The following is a 24,349-nucleotide window of genomic DNA, read 5'->3' as shown; positions in this document are numbered from 1 at the left end:
CGAGCGTGCGCTCCGGCGGTGCCGCACGGCAGTCGGGCGAGGATGGAATTTTGGTTAGGCTTAGCTAAGCAAGCCGCCGGTCCCGAGCGTAGAGGGGCGCCACCGAGGGCGTCAAGTTTTAGGATAGCCTTGCCTAATGCGACGCACCCCTGCCCTGCTCCTCGCTGCCGTTCTGGCCCTCGGCCTCACCGCCTGCGGAGGCTCCGACGCCGGCCCCGCGACTCCCGCCGCCGTCGACGACGCCTGCCCGCAGGCCGCGACCCCGCTCGCCTCCCTGGACCTCGTCGACGACGTCCGCGCCGCGACCGGCCCCTCGACGGCCTGCCTGGCGAGCCACGCCGTCGTCCCCGTCGAGGACGACACCGCACCCGCCCTCCCGGTGACCGTCACCGACAGCGAGGGGCGCACGGTGGAGATCACCGCCGTCGACCGCATCCTCCCGATCGACATCTCCGGCACCATCGCCGCCACCGTGTTCGCGCTCGGCCTGGGCGACCAGGTCGTCGGGCGGGACGCGTCCACGCAGTTCCCCGGCACGGAGGAGCTCACCGTCGTCACCCGCAGCGGCCACACGCTCAACCCGGAGGCGATCCTCGAACTCGCCCCCACCGTCATCCTCACCGACACCACCATCGGCCCCAAGGAGGTCCGCCAGCAGCTGCGCGACGCCGGAATCGCCGTCGTCGTCATCTCGGGCGACCGGCGCATCGACACCACCGCTGCGCTGGTCACCGAGATCGCGACCGCGCTCGGCGTCCCCACGCGCGGCACGGAGCTCATCGCCCGACTCGACGCGGACCTCGACGCGGCGGTCACCGAGATCGCCGCCGTCACCCCGCCCGCGGTGGAGGATCGCGCCCGGATGCTCTTCCTGTACGTGCGGGGCAGCGCCAACGTCTACTACATCTTCGGCGAGGACTCCGGCGCCGATTCCCTCATCGACGCGGTCGGCGGGGTCGATGTGGCCGCGGAGATCGGCTGGCAGGGCATGAAGCCGATGACCGCGGAGGCCCTCGTCGCCGCCCAGCCCGACGTGCTCGTGATGATGACGGACGGCCTGGAATCGGTGGGCGGGGTCGACGGCCTCATCGAGCGCGTCCCCGCCATCGCCGAGACCCCCGCGGGCGCGCACCGCCGGGTGATCGACATGGCCGACGCCGAGATCCTCAGCTTCGGCCCCCGATCGGCCGACGTCATCAGCGCCCTCGCCCGCGCCCTGTACGCCCCGGGCTCCTCGTCGTGAGCGGCGAGGTCGTCACCCCCACACCCACCCGGCACCGCGGGCTCCGCTTCACCGCCGTCCTCGTCGCCCTCGTCGTCGGTCTGGCCGTGACCTGCGTCGCGTCGATCACGAGCGGGCAGTACGACCTGTCGCCGGCCGCCCTCCTCGACGTCCTCCTGCGCGGCATCGGCATCGACACGGGCGGGGCGCCGGCCACCGCGACCGACTACGGCGTCATCCACAACCTCCGCCTCCCCCGCCTCGTCCTCGGGCTCCTCGTCGGCGCCGCGCTCGCGGTGTCCGGCGTGCTCATGCAGGCGATCTTCGGCAACCCGCTCGCCGACGCGGGCGTCGTCGGCGTCTCCTCCGGCGCGGCACTCGGCGCCGCGGCCAGCATCACGTTCGGGCTGGCCACCTTCGGCCTGTGGACGACGCCCGCCTTCGCCTTCCTCGGCGGGCTCGTCGCCGTGTTCTCCGTCTACCTGCTCAGCCGCTCCGGCGGTCGCACCGAGGTGGTCACCCTGCTGCTCACCGGCATCGCGATCAACGCCATCGCCGGCGCGGGCATGGCGTTCCTCACCTTCCTCGGCACCACCTCGACCCGGGAGCAGATCGTCTTCTGGCAGCTCGGGTCCCTGAACGGCGCCCTGTGGTCGAACATCCGCCTCGTCGCACCGCTGGTGGCGATCGGCCTCATCGTGGCCCTCCTCGTCGCCCCCCGACTCGACCTCTTCGCCCTCGGCGAGCGCACCGCCCGTCACCTCGGCGTGCGCGTCGAACTGCTGCGGGTGGTGGTGATCGTGACGGTGGCGCTGCTCGTCTGCGCCGCCGTGGCCTTCGCGGGCATCATCGGGTTCGCGGGGCTCGTCGTGCCGCACCTGCTGCGCATGCTGATCGGTCCGGCCCACCTGCCGCTCGTGATCGCCTCGGCCCTCGGCGGGGCGCTCCTGATCGCGGTCGCCGACCTCGTGGCCCGCACGGCCGTGCCGCTCGCAGACCTCCCCATCGGCATGATCACCTCGCTCGTCGGCGGCCCGTTCTTCCTCTGGCTGCTCGTGCGCACGCGGCGGCGGGCCGGAGGGTGGGCGTGATCCCCCGGCTGCAGGCCCGCGGGCTCACGGTGCGCGTCGGCGACGGACGCGCGATCCTCGACGACGCGGCCATCGACATCCACGCGGGCGAGGTGCACGCCCTCGTCGGGCCGAACGGCGCGGGCAAGTCCACGCTGTTCGGCGTGCTCGCGGGGGACATCGCTCCGGCGTCCGGCACCGTCCTCCTCGACGGCCGTCCGGTCGCGGGAGTCCGTCCCCGCACGCTCGCCCAGCAACGCGCCGTGCTGCTGCAGGAGAACCGGGTCACGTTCCCCTTCACGGCCGCGCAGGTGGTGCGGATGGGACGCACGCCGTGGGCCAGGACCCCCGCGGCCGATGACGACGATCGCAGGGTCGCGGCGGCGATGGCGACCACCGAGGTCGCGGACCTCCACGACCGCTCTGTCCCCTCGCTCTCCGGCGGCGAGCGCGCCCGAGTCGCCCTCGCCCGGGTCCTCGCGCAGGACACGGGGATCCTCCTCCTCGACGAGCCGACCGCGGCACTGGATCTGAAGCACCATGAGGACGTCATGCGCGTCATCCGCGCCCAGGCGGAGACCGGGGTGGCCGTCGCCATCGTGCTGCACGACCTCAACGCCGCACTCGCGCACGCCGACCGCGTCACCCTGCTCGCCGGCGGTCGCGTCACCGCCACCGGGGCACCGGACGCCGTCCTGACGGCCGCACGGATCGAGGAGGTCTACGGGCAGCCCGTCGACGTCTTCCCGCACCCCGTCACCGGAGTGCCGCTCGTCGTCGCCCGCCGCTAGGGCCGCAGCGGGAGCACCCCGGTGAGGTCGGCGCGCGTGCCGGAAGCGTGGATGCGCCCCGCCGACGCGGCATCCGCCCAGGCCTCCGTCCCCGTGGCGACCGCGATCCAGGTGGCGGCGTCCATCTCCACGACGTTCGGCGGGGTACCCCGCGTGTGCCGCGGACCCTGGATCACCTGCACCGCACCGAACGGCGGGACCCGCACCTCCACGCTGTTTCCCGGGGCCTTCTCGTCGAGCAGCTGCAGGAGGTACCGCACCGCCGTGGCGAGCGCCGTCCGCTCCGGCCTCGCGCCCGCGTCCTCAGCGTCCCGCACGGCGGCGAGCGCCGCCCGCCCGTCGACGATGTCGATCTTCTTGGCCATCCCCCCACCCTAGGTCCGGCGCCGGGCCGTGGTCATAAGCTCGAAAGCATGAGCATGCATCCGCAGGGGGCCCGCGCCGAGCTGCTCGCCGCCGCGGCCGACCACTCGTGGACGGTGCCGATCCCGCCGCTCGCCGATCCCGGCAGCGCGCACGACGCCGCCGTGCTCATCCTCTTCGGCGTCCTCGACCGCATCCCCGCCCCGATCGTCGACGCCGCCGTCGCGCGCGACCTCGACGTCCTGCTGCAGCGCCGCGCCCCGACCCTCTCCTCGCATCCGGGACAGGTCTCCTTCCCCGGTGGGCGCACGGAGGCCGCTGATGCCGACGCGGTCGCCACCGCGCTCCGTGAGGCGGAGGAGGAGACCGGCCTCGACCCCGCCGGCGTCGAGGTGCTCGCCACCCTCCCGGTCATCCCCCTCGCGGCCAGCAACCACCTCGTCACGCCCGTCCTCGCCTGGTGGCAGTCGCCGTCCCGTGTCGTCGCCGTCGACCATGCGGAGACCGTCGAGGTCTTCCGCGTCCCCGTCGCGCAGCTCCTCGATCCGGCGACCCGCTTCACCTCCACCCTGACGCGCGCCGGCCGCACGTTCCGCGGCCCCGCGTTCGACGTCGACGGGACGATCGTGTGGGGCTTCACCGCCATGGTGCTCGACGCCCTGTTCGACGCCACCGGCTGGACCGTGCCCTGGGACGTGGCGGACCAGCGCCCGATCACGCTCTGACCCCGCCGCCCTCGGTTCACAACTCCGGAGAACCGCGGCCGATCTGTCGGATTTGCCGTCGAATCGCCGCCGGCGGCCCGATCGTCCTGAGTTGTGAACGCCGGACCAGCCGAAACCCGGCGCACACGCCTCGATAGGCTGGACGCGTGAAGATCCTCGTCCTCGGTTCCGGTGCCCGTGAGCACGCGATCATCCTGGCGCTGCGCGCCGAGTCCCCCGCGCACGAGATCCTCGTCGCCCCCGGCAACGCGGGCATCGCGCAGGACGCCACCCCGGTCGCGCTCGATCCGCTCGACGGGGCCGCGGTCACGGCCTTCGCGAACGAGCACGCCGTCGACCTCGTCGTCATCGGCCCGGAGGCCCCGCTCGTCGCCGGTGTCGCGGACGAGCTCCGCGGCCGCGGCATCCCCGTCTTCGGTCCGGGTAGGGCCGCAGCCCAGCTCGAGGGCTCCAAGGCCTTCGCCAAGCGGGTCATGGACGCCGCCGGTGTGCCGACGGGACGCGCCGTCCGCGCCGCCACGGTCGCCGAGGTCGAGGCCGCGTTCGACGAGCTCGGCGCCCCGCACGTCGTGAAGGCCGACGGGCTCGCCGCCGGCAAGGGCGTCATCGTCACCTCCGACCGCGCAGAGGCCCTCGCTCACGCGGAACAGTACCTCCCGGCAGGCCCGGTCCTGGTCGAGGAGTTCCTCTCCGGCCCCGAGGTCTCCCTCTTCTTCCTCAGCGACGGCGACACCGTGCGCGCGCTCAGCCCGGCACAGGACTTCAAGCGTGCCCTCGACGGCGATGCCGGTCCGAACACCGGAGGCATGGGGGCGTACTCGCCGCTGCCCTGGCTCGCCGAGCAGTTCGGCAGCGAGCAGGCGTTCGTCGAGGAGGTCACCCGCGATGTCGCCCTCCCGGTCGTCCGGCAGCTCGACGCCGAGGGCACCCCGTTCATCGGGCTCCTCTACGCCGGCCTCATCCTCACCCCGCAGGGCGTGCGCGTGATCGAGTTCAACGCGCGCTTCGGCGACCCGGAGACCCAGGTCGTGCTGCCGCGGCTGGAGACCCCGCTGTCGCAGCTGCTCTTCGCCGCCGCCTCCGGCACCCTCGAGGATCAGCCGGAGCCGGTGTTCCGCGATGAGGTCGCGATCACCGTGGTCCTGGCGAGCGAGGGGTATCCGGAGGCGCCGCAGACCGGGCGTCCGATCGAGGGCCTGGCCGATGCCGCCGCCGTCGAAGGGGTGCGCCTGGTGCACGCCGCGACCGCCAGCCCGGATGCGCCGGGCGGCTCGCTCATCGCGACGGGCGGCCGGGTGCTGAACGTCGTGGCCGTGGCCCCGGACTTCCGGACCGCACGCGCCCGCGCGTACGAGGCCATCGGCCGCATCCGCCTCGACGGCTCCCACCACCGCACCGACATCGCCGCCCGCGTCGCCGACTGACCGGCTTCACGGAGCGCAAATGGCTGCATCCCGACCGGGAATGCAGCCATTTGCGCTCCTCGAACGGGGTCAGAGGACCTTGGAGAGGAAGTCCTGGAGGCGCTCGTTCTTCGGGGCGCCGAACAGGTCGGCGGGCGTGCCCTCCTCGACCACGACGCCGCCGTCCATGAAGACCGTGCGGTCGGACACCTCGCGGGCGAAGCCCATCTCGTGCGTCACGAGCACCATGGTCATGCCGCCCTCGGCGAGGTCGCGGATGACCTGCAGCACCTCGCCCACCATCTCCGGGTCGAGGGCGCTGGTGGCCTCGTCGAACAGCATGATCTCCGGGTCCATCGCGAGGGCGCGCGCGATGGCCACGCGCTGCTTCTGCCCGCCGGAGAGCGAGGCGGGCTTCGCGTCCGCCTTCTCCGAGAGGCCGACGCGCTCGAGCAGCGACAGGGCGCGGTCGCGGGCCTCGGCCTTCGTCATGCGGCCGAGCTCGACGGGAGCCAGCGTGATGTTCTCCAGCACCGTCATGTGCGGGAACAGGTTGAAGTGCTGGAACACCATGCCGATGCGCTGACGCACCTCGTCCAGCTTCACGCTCTTGTCGGTGAGGTCGACGCCGTCGATGACGACGTGCCCCGACGTGGGCTCCTCGAGCTTGTTCAGGCAGCGCAGGAGCGTCGACTTGCCCGAGCCGGAGGGCCCGATGACCGCGATGACCTCGCCGTCCTCCACCGTGAGATCGATGCCCTTGAGCACCTCGTTGTCACCGAAGGACTTGTGCAGGTCCCTGACCTCGATCTTGCTCATGCGTTGGCCTTCCTCTCCAGGCGGTTCGCGAGCAGCGTCAGCAGCGTGATCACGACGAAGTAGATGATGGCGACGATCGTCAGCACCTGCGCCGACAGATACGTCGAGGCGATGATCTGGCGCGAGACGAACGTCAGCTCGGCGAGACCGATGACGCTGATGAGCGAGGTGTCCTTCAGCGTGATGATGCCCTGGTTCACGAACGACGGGATCATGATCCGGAACGCCTGCGGCAGCACGACCTTGCGCATCGTCTTCCAGTGGCTGAGACCCAGCGAACGCGAGGCCTCCGCCTGACCGGGGTCGACCGCCTGGATGCCGCCGCGGATGATCTCCGTCATGTACGCACCGGTGTTGAGCGACAGGGTGATGGCGCCGGCCACGAACGGGTCGAACTTCAGGTCGGGGATCAGCTGCGGGATGGCGAAGAACACGAAGAACGCCTGGATGAGGATCGGGGTCCCACGGAAGACGTAGACGTAGGCGGTGGCGATCCAGCGGAACGGCGCGAACTTCGACAGGCGCCCGAAGCCGAAGATGATGCCGAGGATGAAGGCCGCGATCACCGCGACGATCGTCGCGAGGATCGTGAGCCAGAGCCCCTGCATGAGGGCCGGCCAGTACTTGACCGCGACCGAGATGATGTCGGTGGGCTGCGCCTCCTGCTCACCCTCGCCCGTGGCGAGGTACGTGTCGACGATCTCGTCGTACTCGCCGGATTCCTGCAGGTTGGCGAGCCCGGCGTTGAACATCTCCAGGAGCTCGGCGTTCTCGCCCTTGTTGACCGCGAAGCCGTACTCGCCGCCGAGCGCGGGCTCGCCGACGAGGCGGAAGCCCGACCCCTGCTGGATGCCGTAGGCGAGGACGGGGAAGTCCTCGAAGTAGCCGACGGCCTGACCCGCCTTGACCGCATCGACCATGTCGGTCGTGTCCTGATAGGGGGTGATGCGGAAGCCGTACTCGTCGGCGTTCTCCTCGGCGAAGGTCTGCCCCTGCGTACCGGTCTTGACCGCGACGGTCTTGCCGTCCAGGTCGTCGAGGGACTGGATGTCGCTGGACTCGAGCACCCCGAGCTGCACGCCGCTGGTGAAGTACGGGTCGCTGAAGTCGAAGGTCTGCTGACGCTCCTCGGTGATCGACATGCCGGCCATGACGGCGTCGACCTGGTTCGACTGGAGCGCCTGCACGGCGGCGTCGAAGCCGAGCTGGCGGATCTCGACGTCGAAGCCCTGGTCCTCCGCGATCGCCCGCAGGAGGTCCATGTCGATGCCCACCAGGTCGCCGGACTCGTTCGTGAACTCGAACGGGGCGAAGGTGGTGTCGGTGCCGATGACGTAGGTCTGGCCGTCGTCGGCCGCGGTGGCGGGCGCGGCTCCGGCGAGCAGCGCCCCGACGGCGACGAGGGCGGCGAGCGCGGTCGCGCCGGCGGTGCGACCGAGGTGGCGCAGACGGCTCCGCGCAGAGGATGGATGGCGGCTCACGTCGAGTGCTCCTCGGGGGTTCGGAAGGGCGGCCCGGCGGCCGCCGACCATCCACCCTAACCCTGCGTGTCCTGCGCACCGGAATCCCGGCGGGGCAGGACGCCCCGCCGGAACCCGCGCGGACAGCGGCGTGTCGGGGTCGCCGCGGTCAGGCCGGAGGGGCCGTGACGACGGTCTCGTCCTTCCGATCCTGGCCGCGGAGGAACAGCGAGGCGACCAGCGCGACGAGGATCACACCGGCGGGCAGCAGCAGCGCCTGGGACATGCCGGCGGCGAAGCCCTCCGCGACCTGCGGGGGCAGCGCGCCGCTGCCCGTGCCGGCCGGAGCGTCGGCCAGACCGGGCAGGTTCGCCTCCAGCCGCGACTGCATGAACGCGGCGATCGAGGCAGAGCCGATGACCGAGCCGATGGTGCGGGTGGTGTTGTAGATGCCCGCACCGGCACCGGCCTGTCGCGGCGGCAGCTTGCGCGTGGCCGTGGTCGCCAGCGGCCCCCACATGCCCGCGTTGCCGATGCCCATCAGCGCGGACGGCAGCAGGAACATCAGGATCGGGGTGTCCATCGTGGTCAGGGCGGAGTACCAGACCAGGGCACCCGCGACGCAGATCAGGCCGGGGACGAGGATGATGCGCGGGTCGACGCGGTTGAGGATCTTCCCGGCGACCGGGGCGAGCACGCCCGACAGCACGGCCATCGGGATGAGCAGCATCGCCGCCTCGGTGGGGGTGAGTCCGCGCGCGGTCTGCAGGAAGAACATCATCGGCAGCGACATGCTCGTGACCGTGAAGCCGACCGCAGCGATCGCGACGTTCGCGCCGGAGAAGTTGCGGTCGCGGAAGAGGGCGAGCGGCACGAGAGGCTCACTGCGGGTGCGCGCCTGCTGCACGATGAAGAGCGCCAGCACCACGACGCCGGCGATGATGAGGCCCCAGACCGAGATCGGGCCCACGATGGTCCCCCAGTCGTACTTCTCGCCCTCCTGGAGCCCGAAGACGATGAGGAACAGCGCGAGCGCGCTGAGGACGACGCCGACGAGGTCGAACCGGTGCGGGTGCGTCTTCAGCTTTGGCACGAGGATCCAGGCGAGTACGAAGGCGACCACGCCGACGGGGAGGTTGACGAAGAAGATCGACTCCCAGCCGAAGCCGTCGACGAGCAGACCGCCCGCGAGGGGGCCGACGAGGGTGGCGACGCCGGCCGTGGCGCCCCAGAGGCCCATCGCCGCACCGCGGCGGTTCGGCGGGAAGGTCCGGGTGATGACGGCCATGGTCTGCGGCGTCATGAACGCGGCGCCGAGACCCTGCACGGCGCGGGCCGCGATCAGGCCCTCGAGCGTGGTGGAGAGTCCGCACCAGAGCGAGGCGAGGGTGAAGACGGCGAGGCCGATGAGGTAGATGTTCTTCGGGCCGAAGCGGTCGCCGAGTCGCCCGGTGATGAGCAGCGGGACGGCGTAGGCGAGCAGGTAGGCGCTGGTGACCCACACCACGTTGTCGAGGTTGTTGGTGTCGGGGTCGAGCGCGGTCTTGATCGCCGGGTTGGCGACGGAGACGATCGTGGTGTCGACGAGGATCATGAAGAACCCGATGACGAGCGCCCAGAGCGCGGGCCACGGGCTCTTCGGCGCGTGACCGGCGGCGAAGGGCCCCGTCTCGGGCCCCGAGGTCTGGCGGGAATCGGTCATTGCTGTGCAGCCTTTCGCTGAGCGCGGTAGCGGTCGGTGTCGTCGAAGGCGTCGGGACCCCAGCGGAGCTCGTCGCCGTCGAGGCGGGTGAGGAGAGAGTCGAGCCAGCGGAGCTCGGCGTCGAGCAGCGCCTCCTGGCGTTCGAGCTCGACGAGCACCTGTGGCGGGGCGCCCTTGGCGCGGGCGGCGGCGAGGCCGTCGTGGTGGCGCTGGTGCGAGGCGACGAGGGCGACCCGGCGCTCCTGCAGCAGCGCGACGGCGTCGGCGCGGTCGAGGTTGTGCGACTCGGCGAGGGCGACGCGGGCGTCGGTCTCACGGTCGATGCGGGGGAGGGCACGACGCACCCAGGCGATCACCGCCTCGCGACCGGCGTCGGTGAGGGTGTACGTCGTGCGCTCGGGGCGGTTGCCGTCGCGATCCGTGCCGACCTCGTCGAGCAGCCCGGCCCGCTGCAGCCGGGCGACCGTGTGGTAAAGCGTGCCGTTGGTGACGGTGATGAGCCGGTCGTCGTGGCGTGCGCGGAGCAACCGCACCATCTCGTACGGGTGCATGTCGCTCTCGCGGAGCAGCGCGAGCACCATCACCCCGAGCGGCGTGAGCGCCGCCACCACATCCCTGCTCTTCCCCACGCCTCTCCCCTGTCCTGCGCAAATAGTCCACATGGACTATACACCTGCACCTCCCCGCACGCGCGACCGGGATAATGGGCGGGTGAGCACACCGTCCGCAGGAAACGCGCAGGCCATCCCCGGGTGGCGACACCTCTACTCCGGGAAGGTCCGCGACCTCTACGCGTCCGAAGACCCGGGAGATACCCGCATCCTCGTCGTCGCGTCCGACCGCGTCAGCGCGTTCGACGTCGTGCTCTCCCCCGGCATCACCGACAAGGGCGCCCTGCTGACCCGCCTCAGCCGCTGGTGGTTCGCCCAGCTCGACGTGCCGAACCACCTCACGGACGGCGGCCTGCCGGAGGAGGTGGCCGACCGCGCCATGCTCGCCCAGTCGCTCGAGATGCTGCCGATCGAGTGCGTGGTCCGCGGGTACATCACCGGCTCCGGCTGGGCCGAGTACCAGGAGCACGGCACCGTATGCGGCATCGCCCTGCCGGCAGGCTTGCAGAACGGCGACCGGCTGCCCGAGCCGCTGTTCACCCCGGCCTACAAGGCGCCGATGGGCGAACACGACGAGAACATCACGTTCGACCGCGTCGTCGAGCTCGTCGGGGCGGACCGGGCGGCCGAGCTCCGCGACGCCTCGCTCGCGATCTACCGTCGTGCCGCGGCCATCGCCGAGGAGAAGGGCCTCATCCTCGCCGACACGAAGTTCGAGTTCGGGACCGACGCCGACGGCACCCTCCGCCTCGCCGACGAGGTCCTCACGAGCGACTCCTCCCGGTACTGGGACGCGGAGGCGTGGCGCACGGGGTCGACCCCGGCGGAGCGGATGGCGAGCTTCGACAAGCAGATCGTGCGCGACTGGCTCGCGGCGAACTGGGACAAGCAGGGCGAGCCCCCCGTGCTGCCCGAGGAGGTCGTGGCGCGGACGGCCGCCCGCTACCGCGAGCTCATCGATCGCCTCGGCGCCTGACGCCGCGCTCCCCGCCGCCGGGCGCACAGGGAAAACTCAGGAATCGGTAGTGTTGCTCCAGCACTCCGCCCCCGATCCCGAACCCTGAGGAGCCCGCATGGCTTTGTGGAAGCTGCACGGAAACGGCCGCACCGTCGAGCCCGGCGCCGTCGTCACCCCCGAGGAACGCCTGTCGTGGCCCGCGACCATCGCGATCGGCGCGCAGCACGTCGTCGCCATGTTCGGCGCCACGTTCCTCGTGCCGACGCTCACCGGCTTCCCGGTGTCGACGACCCTGCTCTTCAGCGGCATCGGCACGCTGCTCTTCCTCCTCATCACGAAGAACCAGCTGCCCAGCTACCTCGGCTCCTCGTTCGCGTTCATCGCTCCCATCACCGCGGCCGTCGCGGCGGGCGGCACCGGCTCGGCCCTCGCGGGCGTGGTCGCGGTGGGCGTGCTCCTCGCGGTCGTCGGCCTCGTCGTGCAGTTCGTCGGCCTGCGCTGGGTCGATGCGCTGATGCCCCCGGTCGTGGCCGGTGCGATCGTCGCGCTCATCGGGTTCAACCTCGCGCCCACCGCGTGGAGCAACTTCGCGCTCGACCCGGTGACGGCCACGATCACGCTCGTCGCGATCATCCTCTTCGCCGTGCTCTTCCGGGGCTTCCTCGGCCGCATCTCGATCTTCCTCGGTGTCGCCGTCGGCTTCCTCTGGGCGGCGTTCAACGGCTCGTTCGAGGTGCCCAACCCGCTCCGCGGCGACAAGACCCCGGCCGAGCTCATCGCGGACGCGCCTTGGATCGGTCTCCCGCACTTCCAGTTCCCGGACTTCGTCGAGCCCGGCACCTGGTCGACCATCGCGATGTTCCTGCCCGTCGTGCTCGTGCTCATCGCGGAGAACGTCGGCCACGTGCGCGGTGTCGCGACCATGACGGAAGACCCTGCGATCAACCGCCACACCGGCCGCGCCCTCATCGCCGACGGTGTCGCCACGACCATCGCCGGCGGCTTCGGCGGCTCGGGCACCACGACCTACGGCGAGAACATCGGCGTCATGGCTGCGACGCGCGTCTACTCCACCGCCGTCTACTGGGTCGCCGGTCTGTTCGCGATCCTCCTCGCGTTCTCCCCCAAGGTCGGCGAGGTGTTCAACTCGATCCCCGCGGGCGTGCTCGGCGGGGCGACGACGGCGCTCTACGGCCTCATCGGCATCATCGGCATCAAGATCTGGGTCGACAGCCGGGTCGACTTCTCGCGTCCGGTCAACCAGTACACCGCCGCCGTCTCGCTCGTGATCGGCATCGCCGGCTTCTCGATGCAGCTCGGCGACTTCGCGTTCGGCGGGATCGTGCTCGGCACGGTCGCGGCGCTGCTGATCTACCACCTGGGCAACCTCATCGCCCGGGCGCGCAAGACCGGCGCCGACGACCCGAAGCCTCTCGAGCCGGTCGGCCCCCTCGGCGGCGACCCCGCGTAACGCCCACATGCGGGACGGGTTTCGCCCCGCCCGCATCCCTCGAAGGCCCGTTTTCGCACTCGCACCGGTTGGTGGGGTGGAGCCCGAACGGAAAACGCCCCTTCCTCACACGAGGAGGGGGCGTTTTCGCACTCGCACGCGGGGGACGCTGCTCGGGGCAGCGGGTGCGGGATCGGAAAGGGGTGTGGGAGGGGTGTGGGAGGGGCGTTTTTGCACTCCGCACGCGGAGGGGACGGGACGGGGGACGGGAGGGGAGGGGGGTCAGGCGATCGTGGCGAGGAGGGCGTCGGCGGAGAGGATGGTGCCGGTGTCGGCGCGCGGGGTGAGGGTGCCGGCGCGGTGCGCGGTGACCGTGGTCTCCATCTTCATCGCGTCGAGGACGGCCACCGGGTCTCCCTCGGCCACCGTGGCGCCGTCGTCCACGAGCCACCGCACGAGCGTGCCCGGCGCGGGAACACGGAGCTCGGAGGGGTCCGCTGAGGGCACGGGTGCCGCGACGTCTCCCGTCGAGCGGCCGATGCCGGCCAGCAGCTCCGCCGGCAGGCCGAGCATCACGCGGCGGCCGTCGATCTCCACCGGGAACCGCTGCAGTCCGGCGGCCGGCGCGACCGCGGGGCGGGGCTGCGTCTCCAGAGCCGGGAGCAGCACCGTCTCGATCCACTGGGTGTGCACGGCGAAGGTGGCGGTCGCGAAGGCGGGATCGTCGATGGCGCGGAGGTCGAACGGGATCACCGTCGCCGGACCCTCGACCGCGAGCTCGCGCAGCGCCCGCCGCGCCCGCACGAGAGCCGCGTCCCTGCTGTCCGCGTGCACGATGAGCTTCGCGATCATCGAGTCGAACGCGGGCTGCACGGTGTCTCCGGCCTCGATGCCGCTGTCCCACCGCACGCCGGGTCCGCCGGGGATGCGGAGGACATCGACCCGTCCGGGGCTGGGCAGGAATCCGCGCCCGGGGTCCTCCGCATTGATGCGGAACTCGAACGCATGCCCGGTCGGCGCGGGGGTCTCGGTGAAGGACGGCCCGTCGCCGAACGCGATGCGGAACTGCTCGCGGACGAGGTCGGTGCCGGTGACCTCCTCGGTCACGGGGTGCTCGACCTGCAGGCGGGTGTTCACCTCGAGGAACGAGATCGTGCCGTCCGCGGCGAGGAGGAACTCGACCGTTCCGGCACCGCGGTACTGCACCTCGGCGCAGATCGCGCGTGCCGCGTCATGGAACGCGGTCCGCTGCGCCTCCGCGAGGCCGGGCGCGGGCGCCTCCTCGATGAGCTTCTGGTTGCGCCGCTGCATCGAGCAGTCACGGTCGCCCACGACGACCACGCCGCCGCGCCCGTCGCCGAGCACCTGCACCTCGATGTGCCGCGGGCTCTCCAGGAACCTCTCCACGAAGCACTCCCCGCGGCCGAACGCGGCGGTCGCCTCGCGGGTGGCCGCGTCGAAGGCGTCGGCGACCTCGGCGAGCTCGCGGACGACCTTGAGTCCGCGGCCTCCGCCGCCGAACGCGGCCTTGATCGCGATGGGCAGTCCGTGCTCCTCGGCGAACGCCACCGCCTCCTGTGGGCCGGACAGCGGCTGATCCGTGCCGGCGGCGAGCGGCGCGCCGACCTTCTGCGCGATGCGGCGCGCGGTCATCTTGTCGCCCAGTGCGTCGATGCTCTCCGGTGAGGGGCCGATCCAGACGAGTCCGGCGTCCTCGACGGCACGGGCGAACGCGGCGCTCTCGGAGAGGAAGCCGTAGCCAGGGTGCACGGCGTCGGCGCCGCTGCGGCGGGCCGCGTCGATCAGCGCCTCGACCGACAGATACGTCGTCGCCGCGGTGTCGCCACCGAGGCCGACCGCCTCGTCGGCGAGGCGCACGTGCAACGCGTCGGCGTCCTGGTCGGCGTACACGGCGACCGACGTGTACCCGGCCTCCGCGCACGCGCGGATCACGCGGACCGCGATCTCGCCGCGGTTGGCGATCAGCACTGTGGTCATGAGGTCTCCTTGACGGTGAAGCGCACTCGCACGCCCGGCGGGAGCTGGGCGGCGAGGTCGAGGCTGTGATCGGTGAGGGCGCCGATGATGGGGTAGCCGCCGGTGAGCGGGTGGTCCGGGAGGAACAGCACGGGCTGCCCGTCGGGCGGCACCTGGATCGCCCCGGTCACCGCTCCTTCGCTCGGCAGCTCCCCGCCGATCGCGCGTTCCAGGGGCACGTCGCCGTGCAGGCGGATGCCGACGCGGTCGGAGCGGGGCGTGACGGTCCACTCCTGCCCGGTGAGCGCCTCGACCCCCGCGGCGGTGAACCAGTCGTCACGGGGACCGAGGGTGATCTCCAGCGTGACGAGCTCCCCGGCCGCCGGGAGGGGTCGCGGCACGGGGTCCGGCGCGACGGCGGACACGGCGGCGTCGCCGATGAGGACGAGGTCGCCCGCGGCGAGCGGCGCGGGGCCGAGTCCGGCGAGCGTGTCGGTGGCGCGGCTGTCGAGCGCCGCGTCCGGGACGAGCCCGCCGCGGACCGCGATCACGGAACGGAGCCCGCGCTCCGGGTGCCCCAGCGTGAGCTCGTCGCCGTCGACGGTCGCGAACGGTGCACCGGGAAGGATCGTCCGGTCGACGCCATCCGCGTCGGTGAGCGTGAGCGGGCCGACGGCTCCGGTGACCGCGGCGACCCCGGCCCCGTGGAAGCGCAGCACGGCTCCCCCGACGCTCTCGAGCACGGCCGCGGCGGGCGGGTTGCCGACGGCGCGGTTCGCATCGCGCATCGCCACGCGGTCGGCGACGCCCGACGCGGAGACGCCCAGCGCGGCGAAGCCCGGGCGGCCGGCGTCCTGCACGAGGAGCTGCAGCGACGGCCGCACGATCTCGACCGCCGCGACGCCCTCCGGACGCGTCGTGCGCGGCGCGGCGGCGACCGCGGGCACGCCGGCGACCGACTCCCGCTCCGCACGCACGAAGCGCACGCGGCGGCCCGGCGCGAGCAGGGCGGGCGGGTCGCGATCGATGTCCCACATCTGCAGGTCCGTGCGGCCGATGAGCTGCCAGCCGCCCGGGCTCTCCCGCGGGTAGACGCCGCTGAACGCCCCCGCGAGCGCGACCGAACCGGCCGGCACCCGGGTGCGGGGCGACGACCGGCGGGGGACGTCGAAGAGCGGGTCACCGCTGACCGCGTATCCGAAGCCGGGGGCGAAGCCCGAGAAGGCGACCCGCCACTCGGCGGCGAGGTGACGGGCCACCAGCTCCTCCGCCGAGACGCCGAGCAGAGCGGCGGCCTCGTCCAGGTCCTCCCCGTCGTACCGGACGGGGACCGTCACCTCACCCGCGTCCGGCAGCGCCGCCGCGTCGACCTCGGTCGCGGCCAGCACCTCGGCGAGCGCGGCTGCCGACGTGCGGTGCGGATCGAAGCGCACGAGCACGGTGCGAGCACCCGGGATGCGCTCGACCACGTCGGGCACGTCGCTCCAGGCGAGGTTCAGCCGCATGGCCTGCGCGAGGTCGTCGGCCTCGACGAGGAGCGCGCTGTCGGAGGCGGTGAGGATGCGCATCAGACCCGGTACTCCGCATCCGGCACATCGGTGACGAACATGTAGCCCGGGGCGTGGGTGACCGCGAACGGCGGCTTCGAGGCCATGATCGCCGCCTGCGGGGTGACGCCGCAGGCCCAGAAGACCGGAATCTCGCCGGGGCGGATCTCCGGGGCGTCACCGAAGTCGGGCACCATCACGTCGGCGATGCCGAGGGAGGCCGGGTCGCCGATGTGCACGGGCGCGCCGTGCACGGCCGGGGTGCGTCCGGAGATCTGCACCGCATCGGCGACGCGATCCGCCGGGATCGGCCGCATCGAGACCACCATCTCGCCGCGCAACCGTCCCGCCGGGGTGCAGTCCACCGCCGTGCGGTACATGGGGACGTTGCGCCCGAGCTCCTGGTGACGGATCGGGATCCCGGCCTCCGCCAGCCCGGTCTCGAACGTGAAGCTGCAGCCGATGAGGAAGGCGACCAGGTCGGGGTGCTCGTCCCACGCCGCCGTCGCGTCGGAGACCTCTTCGACGAGCTCGCCGTCCCGCCAGATGCGGTAGCGGCCGATGTCGGTCCTGATGTCGCTGCCCGGCGCGAGGCGGGACTCCACCGCACCCTCCTCGATCACCTCGAGGACGGGGCAGGGTTTCGGATTGCGCTGCGCGTAGAGAAGGGTCTCGAAGGCCCAGTCGGCGGGCACCGCGATGAGGTTCGCCTGCGTCAGCCCCGGGGCGACGCCGCTGGTGGGGGCGGCGTGCCCCGCCCGGTGGGCGGCACGGGCGGCGCGCGCGTCGGCGAGCTGGGCGGGGGTCGCGAGCACGGCCATGTCAGGCTCCGGCGAACGGGGCGATGGTGATGCCCTCCGCCTGCAGCAGGCGCTTCGTCTCGGCGGCCATCGCGACCGATCCCGGGCTGTCGCCGTGCACGCAGATCGACTGCGCGGACACGGCCACGTCGGTGCCGTCGATCGCCCGGATCACGCCGTCGGCGGCCAGACGCACCATCCGCTCGGCCACCGCGGTCGGGTCGTGCAGCACCGCGCCCTCCTCGGTACGGGAGACGAGCTGCCCGTCGGGCTGGTAGGCGCGATCGGCGAAGGCCTCCGCCGCGACCGCGAGTCCGGCCCGTTCCGCGACGTCGAGCACGACGCCGCCGGCGAGGCCGAGCAGGACGAGCGACGGGTCGATCGCACGGATCGCGGCGACGACCGCCTTCGACTGCCGCTCGTCGCGGGCGATGGTGTTGTAGAGCGCGCCATGCGGCTTCACGTACGCGACCCGGCCGTCCACGGCCGCGGTGAGCCCGATGATGGCACCGAGCTGGTACTCCACGTGCGCCTGCAGGGTGGCCGCGTCGATGTCGACCTTCGTGCGCCCGAAGTTCTCGTAGTCGCGGTAGCCGGGGTGGGCGCCGATCACGACCCCGCCCGCGACCGCCGCGGCGAGGGTCTCGCGGATGCCCTCCGGGCTCCCGGCGTGGAACCCGCACGACACGTTCGCGCTCGTGACGATGTCGAGCATGCTCGCGTCGTCGCTGACGATCCGGTCGACGACGTTCTCGCCGAGGTCCGAGTTCAGATCGATGGTCGCCATGTCACGCTCCGATTCCGAGGAAGGCGAAGATGGGGCCGATCGAGACGGCGCCCATGTACCAGGTGAGGGCGGTCACGACCGTGCCCGCGATGAGCAGCCACATCGGGTACTTGCGGTCGCCGAGCAGGTCGCGGCGGAACCAGCCGATGTACATGAACACCGTCAGGCCGATGGGGAGGATAAGGCCGTTGAAGCCGCCGACGAACACGAGGATCGCGGCCGGGGCCGTGCCGATCGCGAGGTAGACGCCGAGGGACACGACGATGAACGCGACCGTGGCGAGCTGCAGCGGCCAGCCGCCGCGGAGCTTCGCGGTGAAGGTCGACAGGAAGGTCGCCGAGGTGTACGCGGCACCGATGACCGAGCTGATCGCGGCGGCCCAGAAGATCGCGCCGAAGATCCGCAGGCCGGCGTCGCCGAGCACCGCACCGAACGCCTGCCCGGCCGGGTTGGCGGCCTGCGAGGAGAGGTCGAGCGCCACCCCGGAGGCCACGACGCCGAGGATCGCGAGGAACAGCACGTAGCGCATGATGCCGGTCACGAGGATGCCGTTGGCCGCGGCGCGCATGACGGGCTTCGCGTACTGCGGGCCCACGTGGCCGGAGTCGAGGTAGCGGTGCGCGCCGGAGTAGGTGATGTAGCCGCCGACCGTGCCGCCGACGATGGTGGTGATGGTGGCGAAGTTGAGCTGGTCGGGCACGAAGGTCTGCCGCAGGGCGTCGCCGACGGGCGGCTGGGCGATGAGGGCGACGACGAGGGTCATCACGATCATCCCGATACCGAGGACGATGAGCACGATGTCCATCACCTTCCCGGCCTTCTTGACGAGGAAGATGATGATGGCGAGGGCCGCGGTGAGCGCGCCGCCGATCTTCGGGTCGATCCCGAGCAGCGCGTTGAGGCCGAGCCCGCCGCCGGCGATGTTGCCGATGTTGAACGCGAGCCCGCCGATGACGACGAGCACGGCGATGACGTGGCCGGAGAACGGGATGGCGCTGTTGGCGAGCTCGCCGGCGCGCTTGCCGGACGAGGTGATCATGCGCCAGATGTTCAGCTGCACGGCGATGTCGACGAGGATCGACACGAGGATGGCGAAGGCGAACGCCGCCCCCATCTGCGCGGTGAACGTCGCGGTCTGGGTGATGAAGCCGGGGCCGATGGCGCTGGTCGCCATGAGGAAGATTGCGCCGATGACGGCACTGCGGCCGGCGCGCTTCTTCGCGTGGGCGGCGCGGGCTTCGTCCTCGGGGGTGAGGGCGGGGGCGGACTGCTCGGACATAGGGGGGGGTCCCATCGTCGTTGGTGGGTGTCGGGTGACCCCCAGTGTAGAACGGACAGAACCCGATTGTTCAACAATCATGTTTCCGTCGTGCTACAGCGCGGTTGCTTTCGTGTGATCATCGCGAGGCGTGGCCCCTACGATGAAGGCATGAACCAGCAGGGCCCGCTCGCCGACGTGCTCCGTCAGCGCATCATCGACGGCGACGTCGCCCCGGGTTCCCGGCTGTCCGAGTCGGCGCTGGCCGAGAGCTTCGACGTCTCGCGCAACACGCTGCGCGAGGCCTTCCGGGTGCTCGCGGAGCAGGGCCTCGTCGCCCATGTCCCGCACCGCGGGGTGTCGGTCGCCTCCCCCTCGATCGCCGACGTCATCGACATCTACCGCGCGCGCCGGGTCATCGAGTGCACGGCTCTCCGGCAGTCCGAACCCGAGCATCCCGCCGTGCAGCGCATGACCGACGCGGTCGCCGCCGCCGAAGCCGCCGTGGCCGGGGTCTCGGCCGACGACACCTCCGCCTGGCGCGCGGTCGGCAGCGCGAACATGGCGTTCCACGTCGCCCTGGTCGACCTCGCCGACAGCCCGCGCCTGGCCCGCACCTACCGGAACGTCGCCGCGGAACTCCGGCTCGCCTTCCTCAAGATCGACGACCCCCGCGCGCTGCACGAGCCGTTCGTGCGCAAGAACCGTGCGGTCCTCGACACCTTCCTCTCCCGGGGCGCCGAGGCGGGCGCGGCGGAGCTGGAGCGCTACCTCGTGCAGTCGGAGCGCGTCGTGCTCGGGGCGTTCGCCCGCATGCATCTGGACTGACCGGCACCGACCGCTCAGGGGGCGTCGGTGCGCAGCGCCGCCGTCGCCCGCGGTCGCGGCTCGCCGGGCGCCGGAGGCCGCGCTCCCGGCAGCGGGGTCGCGGGCTCGGGGAGCCCGTACCGGCGGTGCAGCCAGCGCCGCGCCTCCTCGAGTGGGTACGAGTCGCCGTACACGCAGTACTTCACGAAGATCCCCTCGAGCGTGCTGCGCAGCATGACCTCCTCGAGCGCCGGGTCGTCGGCCCCCCGGGCCTGGAACACCGCCCGCACCGCATCCTCCGCCGCCGTGGTGCCCGCCGCGTGACGCTGCTCCGACTCCGCGAACAGCCGATGCGTCAACGGCTGCTGCTGCATCGCGAGCACCGTGCGCTGCAAGGGCATCGCGAACGCGGTGGCCCCGAGCACGCCGTCGATGATCCCGGCGAGCATCTCGTCGGGCTCGCCCTGTACCTGCGCGAAGCCGAGCACGGTCTCGAACCAGCGGTCGATCACCGCGCCGATGAGCTGATCCTTGCCGCCGAAGTGGTAGTTGACCAGCCCCTGCGCGACGCCGGCGCGGCGGGTGATCTCGGCGATGCCGGCCCCGGCGACCCCTCGTTCGCTGAAGACCTCGATCGCCGCCTGGAGGATGATCTCGCGCGCACGCTCGCGTGCGCGACGGTTCTGCTCGTCGGATCGCGCCATGCGCCGTCCTCCTCCCGGGATCGGCGGAATTCCCTTGTCGGCCGTCTCGGGATAGATTAATAACTGAATGCTCGTTCAACCTACGGAGGGTGCGAGCACTCGCGGCGCGGGGATACGCCGCATCGGGCCACGGACGCGTCGTTCGACCGACGGAGGGGGCGGCGAAGCCGCGTCCGTGGCCACCTCGACGTCCGGTGTACGACCACGGACCGACGACCCGTCGCGCGGGTCCTCCCGGCGGCGCGACCTCCGGAGACCCTCGTGCAGGACCTTCGTGCAGACCGGGATTCCGATATTTCTGACCTGAGGACAGAAAGCGGAGCACCGGCCGTGTCGCGCCTTGACCCTCGCGAATCCGCGACGTTACCGTGAGCGGGCTTCGGCCCCCGGACGGCGGCGACGCCACCGACCGCACCGGAGCCCGCTCGCCCACCGGACGCGCGGCACCGCTCAGATCGAAGAGGATCTTCCATGCGATTCACCAGAAAACTCGCGCTCGCCGCCACCGCGGCGGCCGCGCTCAGCCTCAGCGCGGTCATCCCCGCCACGGCCGCAACTCCGGACGACGCCGCGCCCTCGTACCAGGAGTTCGCGGCCTCGACCTATCGGGACGTCGACGGCAGCTACGTCGTCAACGGCGATGAGGTGATCTCGAACAAGAAGGAGCTGCGCGAGTTCTACGACCGCCTCGTCGGACCGGAGACCCCCATCGACGGGCTCATCGTCAACACGGTCAACAACATCGACGACAAGTGGTCGGCCTCCCAGGTGGCGAATCTGACCTACTGCGTGAGCACCAAGTTCGGCAGCCGCCATGCGGACGTCGTCCGGGCGATGGAGGGCGGCGCCGCCCTCTGGGAGTCCGCCTCCTCCCGGATCGACTTCCGCTACGTGAGCAGCGCCGACGCCAACTGCACGACGCGCAACAACGCCGTCGTGTTCTCGGTGGAGCCCGTGCAGACCACGCAGTACATCGCCCGCGCCTTCTTCCCCAGCACGCCCGCGCGACAGCAGAACGTCCTCATCGACGACTCGATCTGGAGCGCCGGGGCCTGGACCCCGACCAACGTCCTCGGCCATGAGCTCGGCCACGTCCTCGGGTTCCGTCACGAGCACACCCGGCCGGAGGCGGGCACGTGCTTCGAGGACAACAACTGGCGCCCGCTCACGCCGTACGACTCGTCGTCGATCATGCACTACCCGCAGTGCAACGGCAGTTCGGCCGACCTGTCGATGACCGCCGCCGACCGCGCCGGCGTCGTGTCGCTCTACGGCAACTGACCCCGCCGGAACAGTCGTTCCGACACCCCTCGAGGCCCGGTCGCGCGCGACCGGGCCTCGTTCGTGCGTGGCGGGTGGACGTCAGGCGGAGCCGCGGACGACGAGCTCGGTCGGCAGGATCGTCGTGCGCGGCGGGTCCTCTCCCGCGAGCCGGGACAGCAGCACCTGCGTCATCGCCTCGCCCTGGGCGTACATGGGCTGCCGCATGGTCGTCAGCGGCGGATCCGTGGTCGATGCGACGGACGAGTCGTCGAAGCCGACGATGGCGATGTCCTCCGGGACGCGCACGCCGGCGGCCCGCAGGGCGGTGAGCGCACCGCGGGCCATGAGGTCGCTGGCGACGAAGATCGCGTCGGGCCGCCCCTCCGCCAGCAGCCGCCGGGCCGCCTCAGCGCCGCTCGCCTCGCTGTAGTCGCCCTCCTCCACCGCGAACGGCGTGAGCCCGGCCGCGGAGAGCGCGGCGCGGAAGCCCTGGACGCGGTCGGTGGACGACACCATCGTGAGCGGACCGGAGATGGTGGCGATGCGGGTACGACCGATGTCCACGAGATGCTGGGTGGCGACCCGGCCGCCCGCGACGTTGTCGACGTCCACCACGTAATCTCCCGCGCCACGGCGCACGGGGCGTCCGCCGTAGACGACGGGGACCGCGTCCGCGATCCGGTCCACGAACGCGTCACTCGTGTGGTGCGACACGATGAGCGCGCCGTCGACCGCGCCGTTGCGCACGAAACTCGTCATCTTGTCGCCGGGATCATCACTCGCGATCAGCAGATTCAGCAGATAGTCGGAGCGGCGCAGCGCCCCGGTGATCCCGGCCACGATGGCCGCGAAGAACGGGTCGCCGAAGAAGCGCGTCGTGTCCTCCGGGACGATGAGGGCGATCGCATGCGTCTGCCGGGACGCGAGCGATCGGGCGGCGCGGTTGGGCACGTAGTTGAGTTCGTCGATCGCGGCGCGCACGGCGGCGAGCGCCTCGGGACTGACCGCCGTCGAGCCGTTCACGACCCGCGACACCGTCGACCGGGAGACCCCCGCCGTCGCCGCGACCTCTTCGATGGTCGCCCGGGGGGACATCACCGCATGCTCTCTTCCATGGCCCCATTCTTCCCGCTGATCCGAATCGCGCAAATGACCCGGTTCCGCCCCCGGAGGCCGCGCATCGAGGGATTCGAAATCGTCAGAGCGACCGGGCGGCGATGATGCGGGCGTACTCGCGGCCGGAATCCTTGACCGTCCGCTCCTGGGTGTCGTAGTCCACGCGGACGATCCCGAAGCGCTTGTCGTACCCCCACGCCCACTCGAAGTTGTCGAACAGGGACCAGTAGAAGTAGCCGCGGACGTCCACGCCACTGTCCCTGGCGTCCAGGACGGCGTCGAGGTGCGCGCGGAGGAACGCGGTGCGGTCGGCATCGGGCACCCGCTTCTCGCCGCCTTCCTCCACGACGGTGTCGTCGTAGGCCGCGCCGTTCTCGGTCACCGAGAGCACCACGCCCGCGGGCTCGGCGTACTCGGTCCAGAGCCGCTGCAGCAGTCGCGTGAGCCCCTCCGGCTGGACCTCCCAGCCCTGGGCGGTCCGCGGCAGCCCGCGCTCGACCGCGTGGATGCCCTCGTGCGAGGGATACGGACTCCGGGTCACGTGCGCCGTCTCCGGACCGCTCGACACGGTGGCGTCGTCGGGGCCCGTGCCGGACACGAGATCGCCGTGGTAGTAGTTCACGCCCTGCGTGTCGATGGGCTGCGCGATGGTCTCGAGGTCGCCGTCGTGCACCGCCGCCTCGAACCGCGCGACCGCGTCCGGGTCCACCGCGCGGATGTCCTCCACGGTGTCGGCGGGGTAGGCGCCACGGTAGATGGGGTCGAGGAACCAGCGGTTGAACTGGCCGTCCAGCCGCCGGGCCGCGTCGACATCCGCAGGGTTCTGCGGGTCGGCGGGGTCGGCCACCGTGTGGTTCAGCGTGATGCCGAGGTTGAGGGAGGCGTCACGACCGCGGAGCTCCCGCACCGTCGCGCCGTGTGCGAGCAGCAGGTGGTGCGAGGCCAGCAGCCCCTCGGCGACGCTCGTGTGCCCTGGCGCGTGCTCGCCTCCGGTGTAGGAGAGGAAGGACGAGCACCACGGCTCGTTCAGGGTCGTCCACACGTCCACCCGGTCACCGAGGGCGTCGTGCATCGTGCCCGCGTACTCCAGGAAGCGGTCGACGGCGTCGCGGTTCGTCCAGCCGCCGACTTCCTGCAGGGCCTGCGGCATGTCCCAGTGGTACAGCGTGAGCCACGGCAGGATGTCGGCCGCGAGGAGCTCGTCGACGAGGCGGTTGTAGAAGTCGACCCCGGCCCGGTTGACCGCGCCGCCGTCGGGGCGCACCCGCGACCACGAGGTGGAGAAGCGGTACGTCTGCAGACCGAGCTGCTTCATGAGGGCCACGTCCTGCGGAGACCGGTGGTAGTGGTCGCACGCCACATCCCCGTCGTCGCCGCCGACCACGACCCCGGGCACCCGGCAGAAGGCATCCCAGATGGACGCCGTCCGTCCGTCCTCGAAGGCGGCCCCCTCGATCTGGTAGGCCGCGGTCGCCGCGCCGAAGAGGAAGTCCGAGGGGAAGGCACGCGTCATAGA

22 protein-coding genes are annotated in these 24,349 nt (G+C 71.8%); 9 read left to right on the top strand and 13 right to left on the bottom strand.

Going from position 1 to position 24,349, the window contains the following annotated elements; genetic code table 11:
• Positions 1-136 precede the first annotated feature (136 nt).
• The 3 genes from KAF39_RS06295 to KAF39_RS06285 are packed head-to-tail and all read left to right on the top strand — an operon-like array spanning position 137 to position 3,083.
• Positions 137-1,243 (top strand): hemin ABC transporter substrate-binding protein, encoded by a 1,107-nt coding sequence (locus KAF39_RS06295; protein ID WP_210676462.1) that lies wholly within the window; start codon positions 137-139, stop codon positions 1,241-1,243.
• A complete protein-coding gene (locus tag KAF39_RS06290) occupies positions 1,240-2,313 on the top strand; it encodes an iron ABC transporter permease (RefSeq protein ID WP_210676461.1) in 1,074 nt (357 codons plus the stop codon). The genes KAF39_RS06295 and KAF39_RS06290 overlap by 4 nt, the downstream gene beginning before the upstream one ends.
• Positions 2,310-3,083, top strand: coding sequence for a heme ABC transporter ATP-binding protein (locus tag KAF39_RS06285; RefSeq protein ID WP_210676460.1), 774 nt, complete (start codon positions 2,310-2,312; stop codon positions 3,081-3,083). Before KAF39_RS06290 ends, KAF39_RS06285 begins: the two co-directional genes overlap by 4 nt.
• Here the strand turns inward: KAF39_RS06285 and KAF39_RS06280 are convergent.
• The gene (locus KAF39_RS06280; RefSeq protein WP_210676459.1) at positions 3,080-3,448 is read right to left on the bottom strand and encodes a sterol carrier family protein; all 369 of its coding nucleotides are present in this window, start codon (positions 3,446-3,448) and stop codon (positions 3,080-3,082) included. The two genes, KAF39_RS06285 and KAF39_RS06280, sit on opposite strands and share 4 nt — an antisense overlap.
• A gap of 48 nt (positions 3,449-3,496) precedes the next feature.
• On the opposite strand from KAF39_RS06280, the gene KAF39_RS06275 reads away from it, so the two are divergent.
• On the top strand, positions 3,497-4,171 hold the full coding sequence (locus KAF39_RS06275) for a CoA pyrophosphatase (protein WP_210676458.1): 675 nt from the start codon (positions 3,497-3,499) through the stop codon (positions 4,169-4,171).
• Positions 4,172-4,317: 146 nt separating this feature from the next.
• On the top strand, positions 4,318-5,595 hold the full coding sequence (gene purD, locus KAF39_RS06270) for a phosphoribosylamine--glycine ligase (protein WP_210676457.1): 1,278 nt from the start codon (positions 4,318-4,320) through the stop codon (positions 5,593-5,595).
• Positions 5,596-5,664: 69 nt separating this feature from the next.
• On the opposite strand, the gene KAF39_RS06265 is transcribed toward purD, so the two are convergent.
• From KAF39_RS06265 to KAF39_RS06250, 4 genes are all read right to left on the bottom strand, one after another.
• Positions 5,665-6,393, bottom strand: a complete 729-nt coding sequence (locus KAF39_RS06265; protein WP_210676456.1) for an amino acid ABC transporter ATP-binding protein — start codon at positions 6,391-6,393, stop codon at positions 5,665-5,667.
• Positions 6,390-7,874 carry an amino acid ABC transporter substrate-binding protein/permease gene (locus KAF39_RS06260; protein ID WP_210676455.1) on the bottom strand — a complete coding sequence of 495 codons (1,485 nt, stop codon included), beginning with the start codon at positions 7,872-7,874 and terminating at the stop codon, positions 6,390-6,392. Before KAF39_RS06260 ends, KAF39_RS06265 begins: the two co-directional genes overlap by 4 nt.
• A 148-nt stretch (positions 7,875-8,022) precedes the next feature.
• Positions 8,023-9,555, bottom strand: a complete 1,533-nt coding sequence (locus tag KAF39_RS06255; protein ID WP_210676454.1) for an MFS transporter — start codon at positions 9,553-9,555, stop codon at positions 8,023-8,025.
• Positions 9,552-10,184 (bottom strand): PadR family transcriptional regulator, encoded by a 633-nt coding sequence (locus KAF39_RS06250; RefSeq protein ID WP_307805102.1) that lies wholly within the window; start codon positions 10,182-10,184, stop codon positions 9,552-9,554. Before KAF39_RS06250 ends, KAF39_RS06255 begins: the two co-directional genes overlap by 4 nt.
• Before the next feature lie 82 nt (positions 10,185-10,266).
• Here KAF39_RS06250 and KAF39_RS06245 point away from each other — a divergent pair, with 82 nt between their 5' ends.
• Together KAF39_RS06245 and KAF39_RS06240 are read left to right on the top strand one after the other, a co-directional pair.
• A complete protein-coding gene (locus tag KAF39_RS06245; protein WP_307805101.1) occupies positions 10,267-11,142 on the top strand; it encodes a phosphoribosylaminoimidazolesuccinocarboxamide synthase in 876 nt (291 codons plus the stop codon).
• A 97-nt stretch (positions 11,143-11,239) separates the two neighbouring features.
• Positions 11,240-12,595 carry a uracil-xanthine permease family protein gene (locus KAF39_RS06240; protein WP_210676451.1) on the top strand — a complete coding sequence of 452 codons (1,356 nt, stop codon included), beginning with the start codon at positions 11,240-11,242 and terminating at the stop codon, positions 12,593-12,595.
• 261 nt (positions 12,596-12,856) lie between these two features.
• Here KAF39_RS06240 and KAF39_RS06235 read toward each other — a convergent pair whose 3' ends face one another.
• From KAF39_RS06235 to KAF39_RS06215, 5 genes are read right to left on the bottom strand one after another with little or no spacing between them, the layout of a single operon-like run.
• Entirely contained in the window at positions 12,857-14,572 is a 1,716-nt protein-coding gene (locus KAF39_RS06235) for a biotin carboxylase N-terminal domain-containing protein (RefSeq protein ID WP_210676450.1), read from the bottom strand.
• A complete protein-coding gene (locus KAF39_RS06230) occupies positions 14,569-16,119 on the bottom strand; it encodes an urea amidolyase family protein (RefSeq protein WP_210676449.1) in 1,551 nt (516 codons plus the stop codon). The genes KAF39_RS06235 and KAF39_RS06230 overlap by 4 nt, the downstream gene beginning before the upstream one ends.
• Positions 16,119-16,919, bottom strand: coding sequence for a putative hydro-lyase (locus tag KAF39_RS06225; RefSeq protein ID WP_210676448.1), 801 nt, complete (start codon positions 16,917-16,919; stop codon positions 16,119-16,121). The genes KAF39_RS06230 and KAF39_RS06225 overlap by 1 nt, the downstream gene beginning before the upstream one ends.
• A gap of 1 nt (position 16,920) precedes the next feature.
• Positions 16,921-17,685: a LamB/YcsF family protein gene (locus KAF39_RS06220; protein WP_210676447.1), complete on the bottom strand. Its 765-nt coding sequence runs from the start codon at positions 17,683-17,685 to the stop codon at positions 16,921-16,923.
• A gap of 1 nt (position 17,686) precedes the next feature.
• A complete protein-coding gene (locus KAF39_RS06215) occupies positions 17,687-18,964 on the bottom strand; it encodes an NRAMP family divalent metal transporter (RefSeq protein WP_210676446.1) in 1,278 nt (425 codons plus the stop codon).
• 150 nt (positions 18,965-19,114) lie between these two features.
• Between KAF39_RS06215 and KAF39_RS06210 the strand changes: the two genes are divergently transcribed.
• On the top strand, positions 19,115-19,771 hold the full coding sequence (locus KAF39_RS06210) for a GntR family transcriptional regulator (RefSeq protein ID WP_210676445.1): 657 nt from the start codon (positions 19,115-19,117) through the stop codon (positions 19,769-19,771).
• Positions 19,772-19,785: 14 nt separating this feature from the next.
• Here the strand turns inward: KAF39_RS06210 and KAF39_RS06205 are convergent, their stop codons facing one another.
• The gene (locus KAF39_RS06205; protein ID WP_210676444.1) at positions 19,786-20,454 is read right to left on the bottom strand and encodes a TetR/AcrR family transcriptional regulator; all 669 of its coding nucleotides are present in this window, start codon (positions 20,452-20,454) and stop codon (positions 19,786-19,788) included.
• Between the two features lie 471 nt (positions 20,455-20,925).
• Between KAF39_RS06205 and KAF39_RS06200 the strand changes: the two genes are divergently transcribed.
• The gene (locus KAF39_RS06200; protein WP_210676443.1) at positions 20,926-21,735 is read left to right on the top strand and encodes a M57 family metalloprotease; all 810 of its coding nucleotides are present in this window, start codon (positions 20,926-20,928) and stop codon (positions 21,733-21,735) included.
• 81 nt (positions 21,736-21,816) lie between these two features.
• Here KAF39_RS06200 and KAF39_RS06195 read toward each other — a convergent pair whose 3' ends face one another.
• The gene (locus KAF39_RS06195; RefSeq protein ID WP_210676442.1) at positions 21,817-22,812 is read right to left on the bottom strand and encodes a LacI family DNA-binding transcriptional regulator; all 996 of its coding nucleotides are present in this window, start codon (positions 22,810-22,812) and stop codon (positions 21,817-21,819) included.
• A gap of 103 nt (positions 22,813-22,915) precedes the next feature.
• Entirely contained in the window at positions 22,916-24,346 is a 1,431-nt protein-coding gene (locus KAF39_RS06190) for a GH1 family beta-glucosidase (RefSeq protein WP_210676441.1), read from the bottom strand.
• Between the last annotated feature and the right edge of the window lie 3 nt (positions 24,347-24,349).

Origin of the sequence: Microbacterium sp. BLY (assembly GCF_017939615.1) — a bacterium.
Taxonomy (GTDB): domain Bacteria; phylum Actinomycetota; class Actinomycetes; order Actinomycetales; family Microbacteriaceae; genus Microbacterium.
Note: the sequence above shows the minus strand (reverse complement) of the source record. Positions and strands in the feature narration are given on the sequence as shown.

Excerpts from the sequence above, each read along its gene's own strand:
- KAF39_RS06235 (WP_210676450.1), bottom strand. The coding sequence starts at position 14,572 with ATGACCACAGTGCTGATCGCCAACCGCGGCGAGATCGCGGTCCGCGTG.
- KAF39_RS06225 (WP_210676448.1), bottom strand. The coding sequence starts at position 16,919 with ATGGCCGTGCTCGCGACCCCCGCCCAGCTCGCCGACGCGCGCGCCGCC.
- KAF39_RS06220 (WP_210676447.1), bottom strand. The coding sequence starts at position 17,685 with ATGGCGACCATCGATCTGAACTCGGACCTCGGCGAGAACGTCGTCGAC.
- KAF39_RS06275 (WP_210676458.1), top strand. The coding sequence starts at position 3,497 with ATGAGCATGCATCCGCAGGGGGCCCGCGCCGAGCTGCTCGCCGCCGCG.
- KAF39_RS06230 (WP_210676449.1), bottom strand. The coding sequence starts at position 16,119 with ATGCGCATCCTCACCGCCTCCGACAGCGCGCTCCTCGTCGAGGCCGAC.
- KAF39_RS06205 (WP_210676444.1), bottom strand. The coding sequence starts at position 20,454 with ATGGCGCGATCCGACGAGCAGAACCGTCGCGCACGCGAGCGTGCGCGC.
- KAF39_RS06265 (WP_210676456.1), bottom strand. The coding sequence starts at position 6,393 with ATGAGCAAGATCGAGGTCAGGGACCTGCACAAGTCCTTCGGTGACAAC.
- KAF39_RS06210 (WP_210676445.1), top strand. The coding sequence starts at position 19,115 with ATGAACCAGCAGGGCCCGCTCGCCGACGTGCTCCGTCAGCGCATCATC.
- KAF39_RS06240 (WP_210676451.1), top strand. The coding sequence starts at position 11,240 with ATGGCTTTGTGGAAGCTGCACGGAAACGGCCGCACCGTCGAGCCCGGC.
- KAF39_RS06215 (WP_210676446.1), bottom strand. The coding sequence starts at position 18,964 with ATGTCCGAGCAGTCCGCCCCCGCCCTCACCCCCGAGGACGAAGCCCGC.
- KAF39_RS06255 (WP_210676454.1), bottom strand. The coding sequence starts at position 9,555 with ATGACCGATTCCCGCCAGACCTCGGGGCCCGAGACGGGGCCCTTCGCC.
- KAF39_RS06195 (WP_210676442.1), bottom strand. The coding sequence starts at position 22,812 with ATGTCCCCCCGGGCGACCATCGAAGAGGTCGCGGCGACGGCGGGGGTC.
- KAF39_RS06295 (WP_210676462.1), top strand. The coding sequence starts at position 137 with ATGCGACGCACCCCTGCCCTGCTCCTCGCTGCCGTTCTGGCCCTCGGC.
- KAF39_RS06280 (WP_210676459.1), bottom strand. The coding sequence starts at position 3,448 with ATGGCCAAGAAGATCGACATCGTCGACGGGCGGGCGGCGCTCGCCGCC.
- KAF39_RS06190 (WP_210676441.1), bottom strand. The coding sequence starts at position 24,346 with ATGACGCGTGCCTTCCCCTCGGACTTCCTCTTCGGCGCGGCGACCGCG.
- KAF39_RS06200 (WP_210676443.1), top strand. The coding sequence starts at position 20,926 with ATGCGATTCACCAGAAAACTCGCGCTCGCCGCCACCGCGGCGGCCGCG.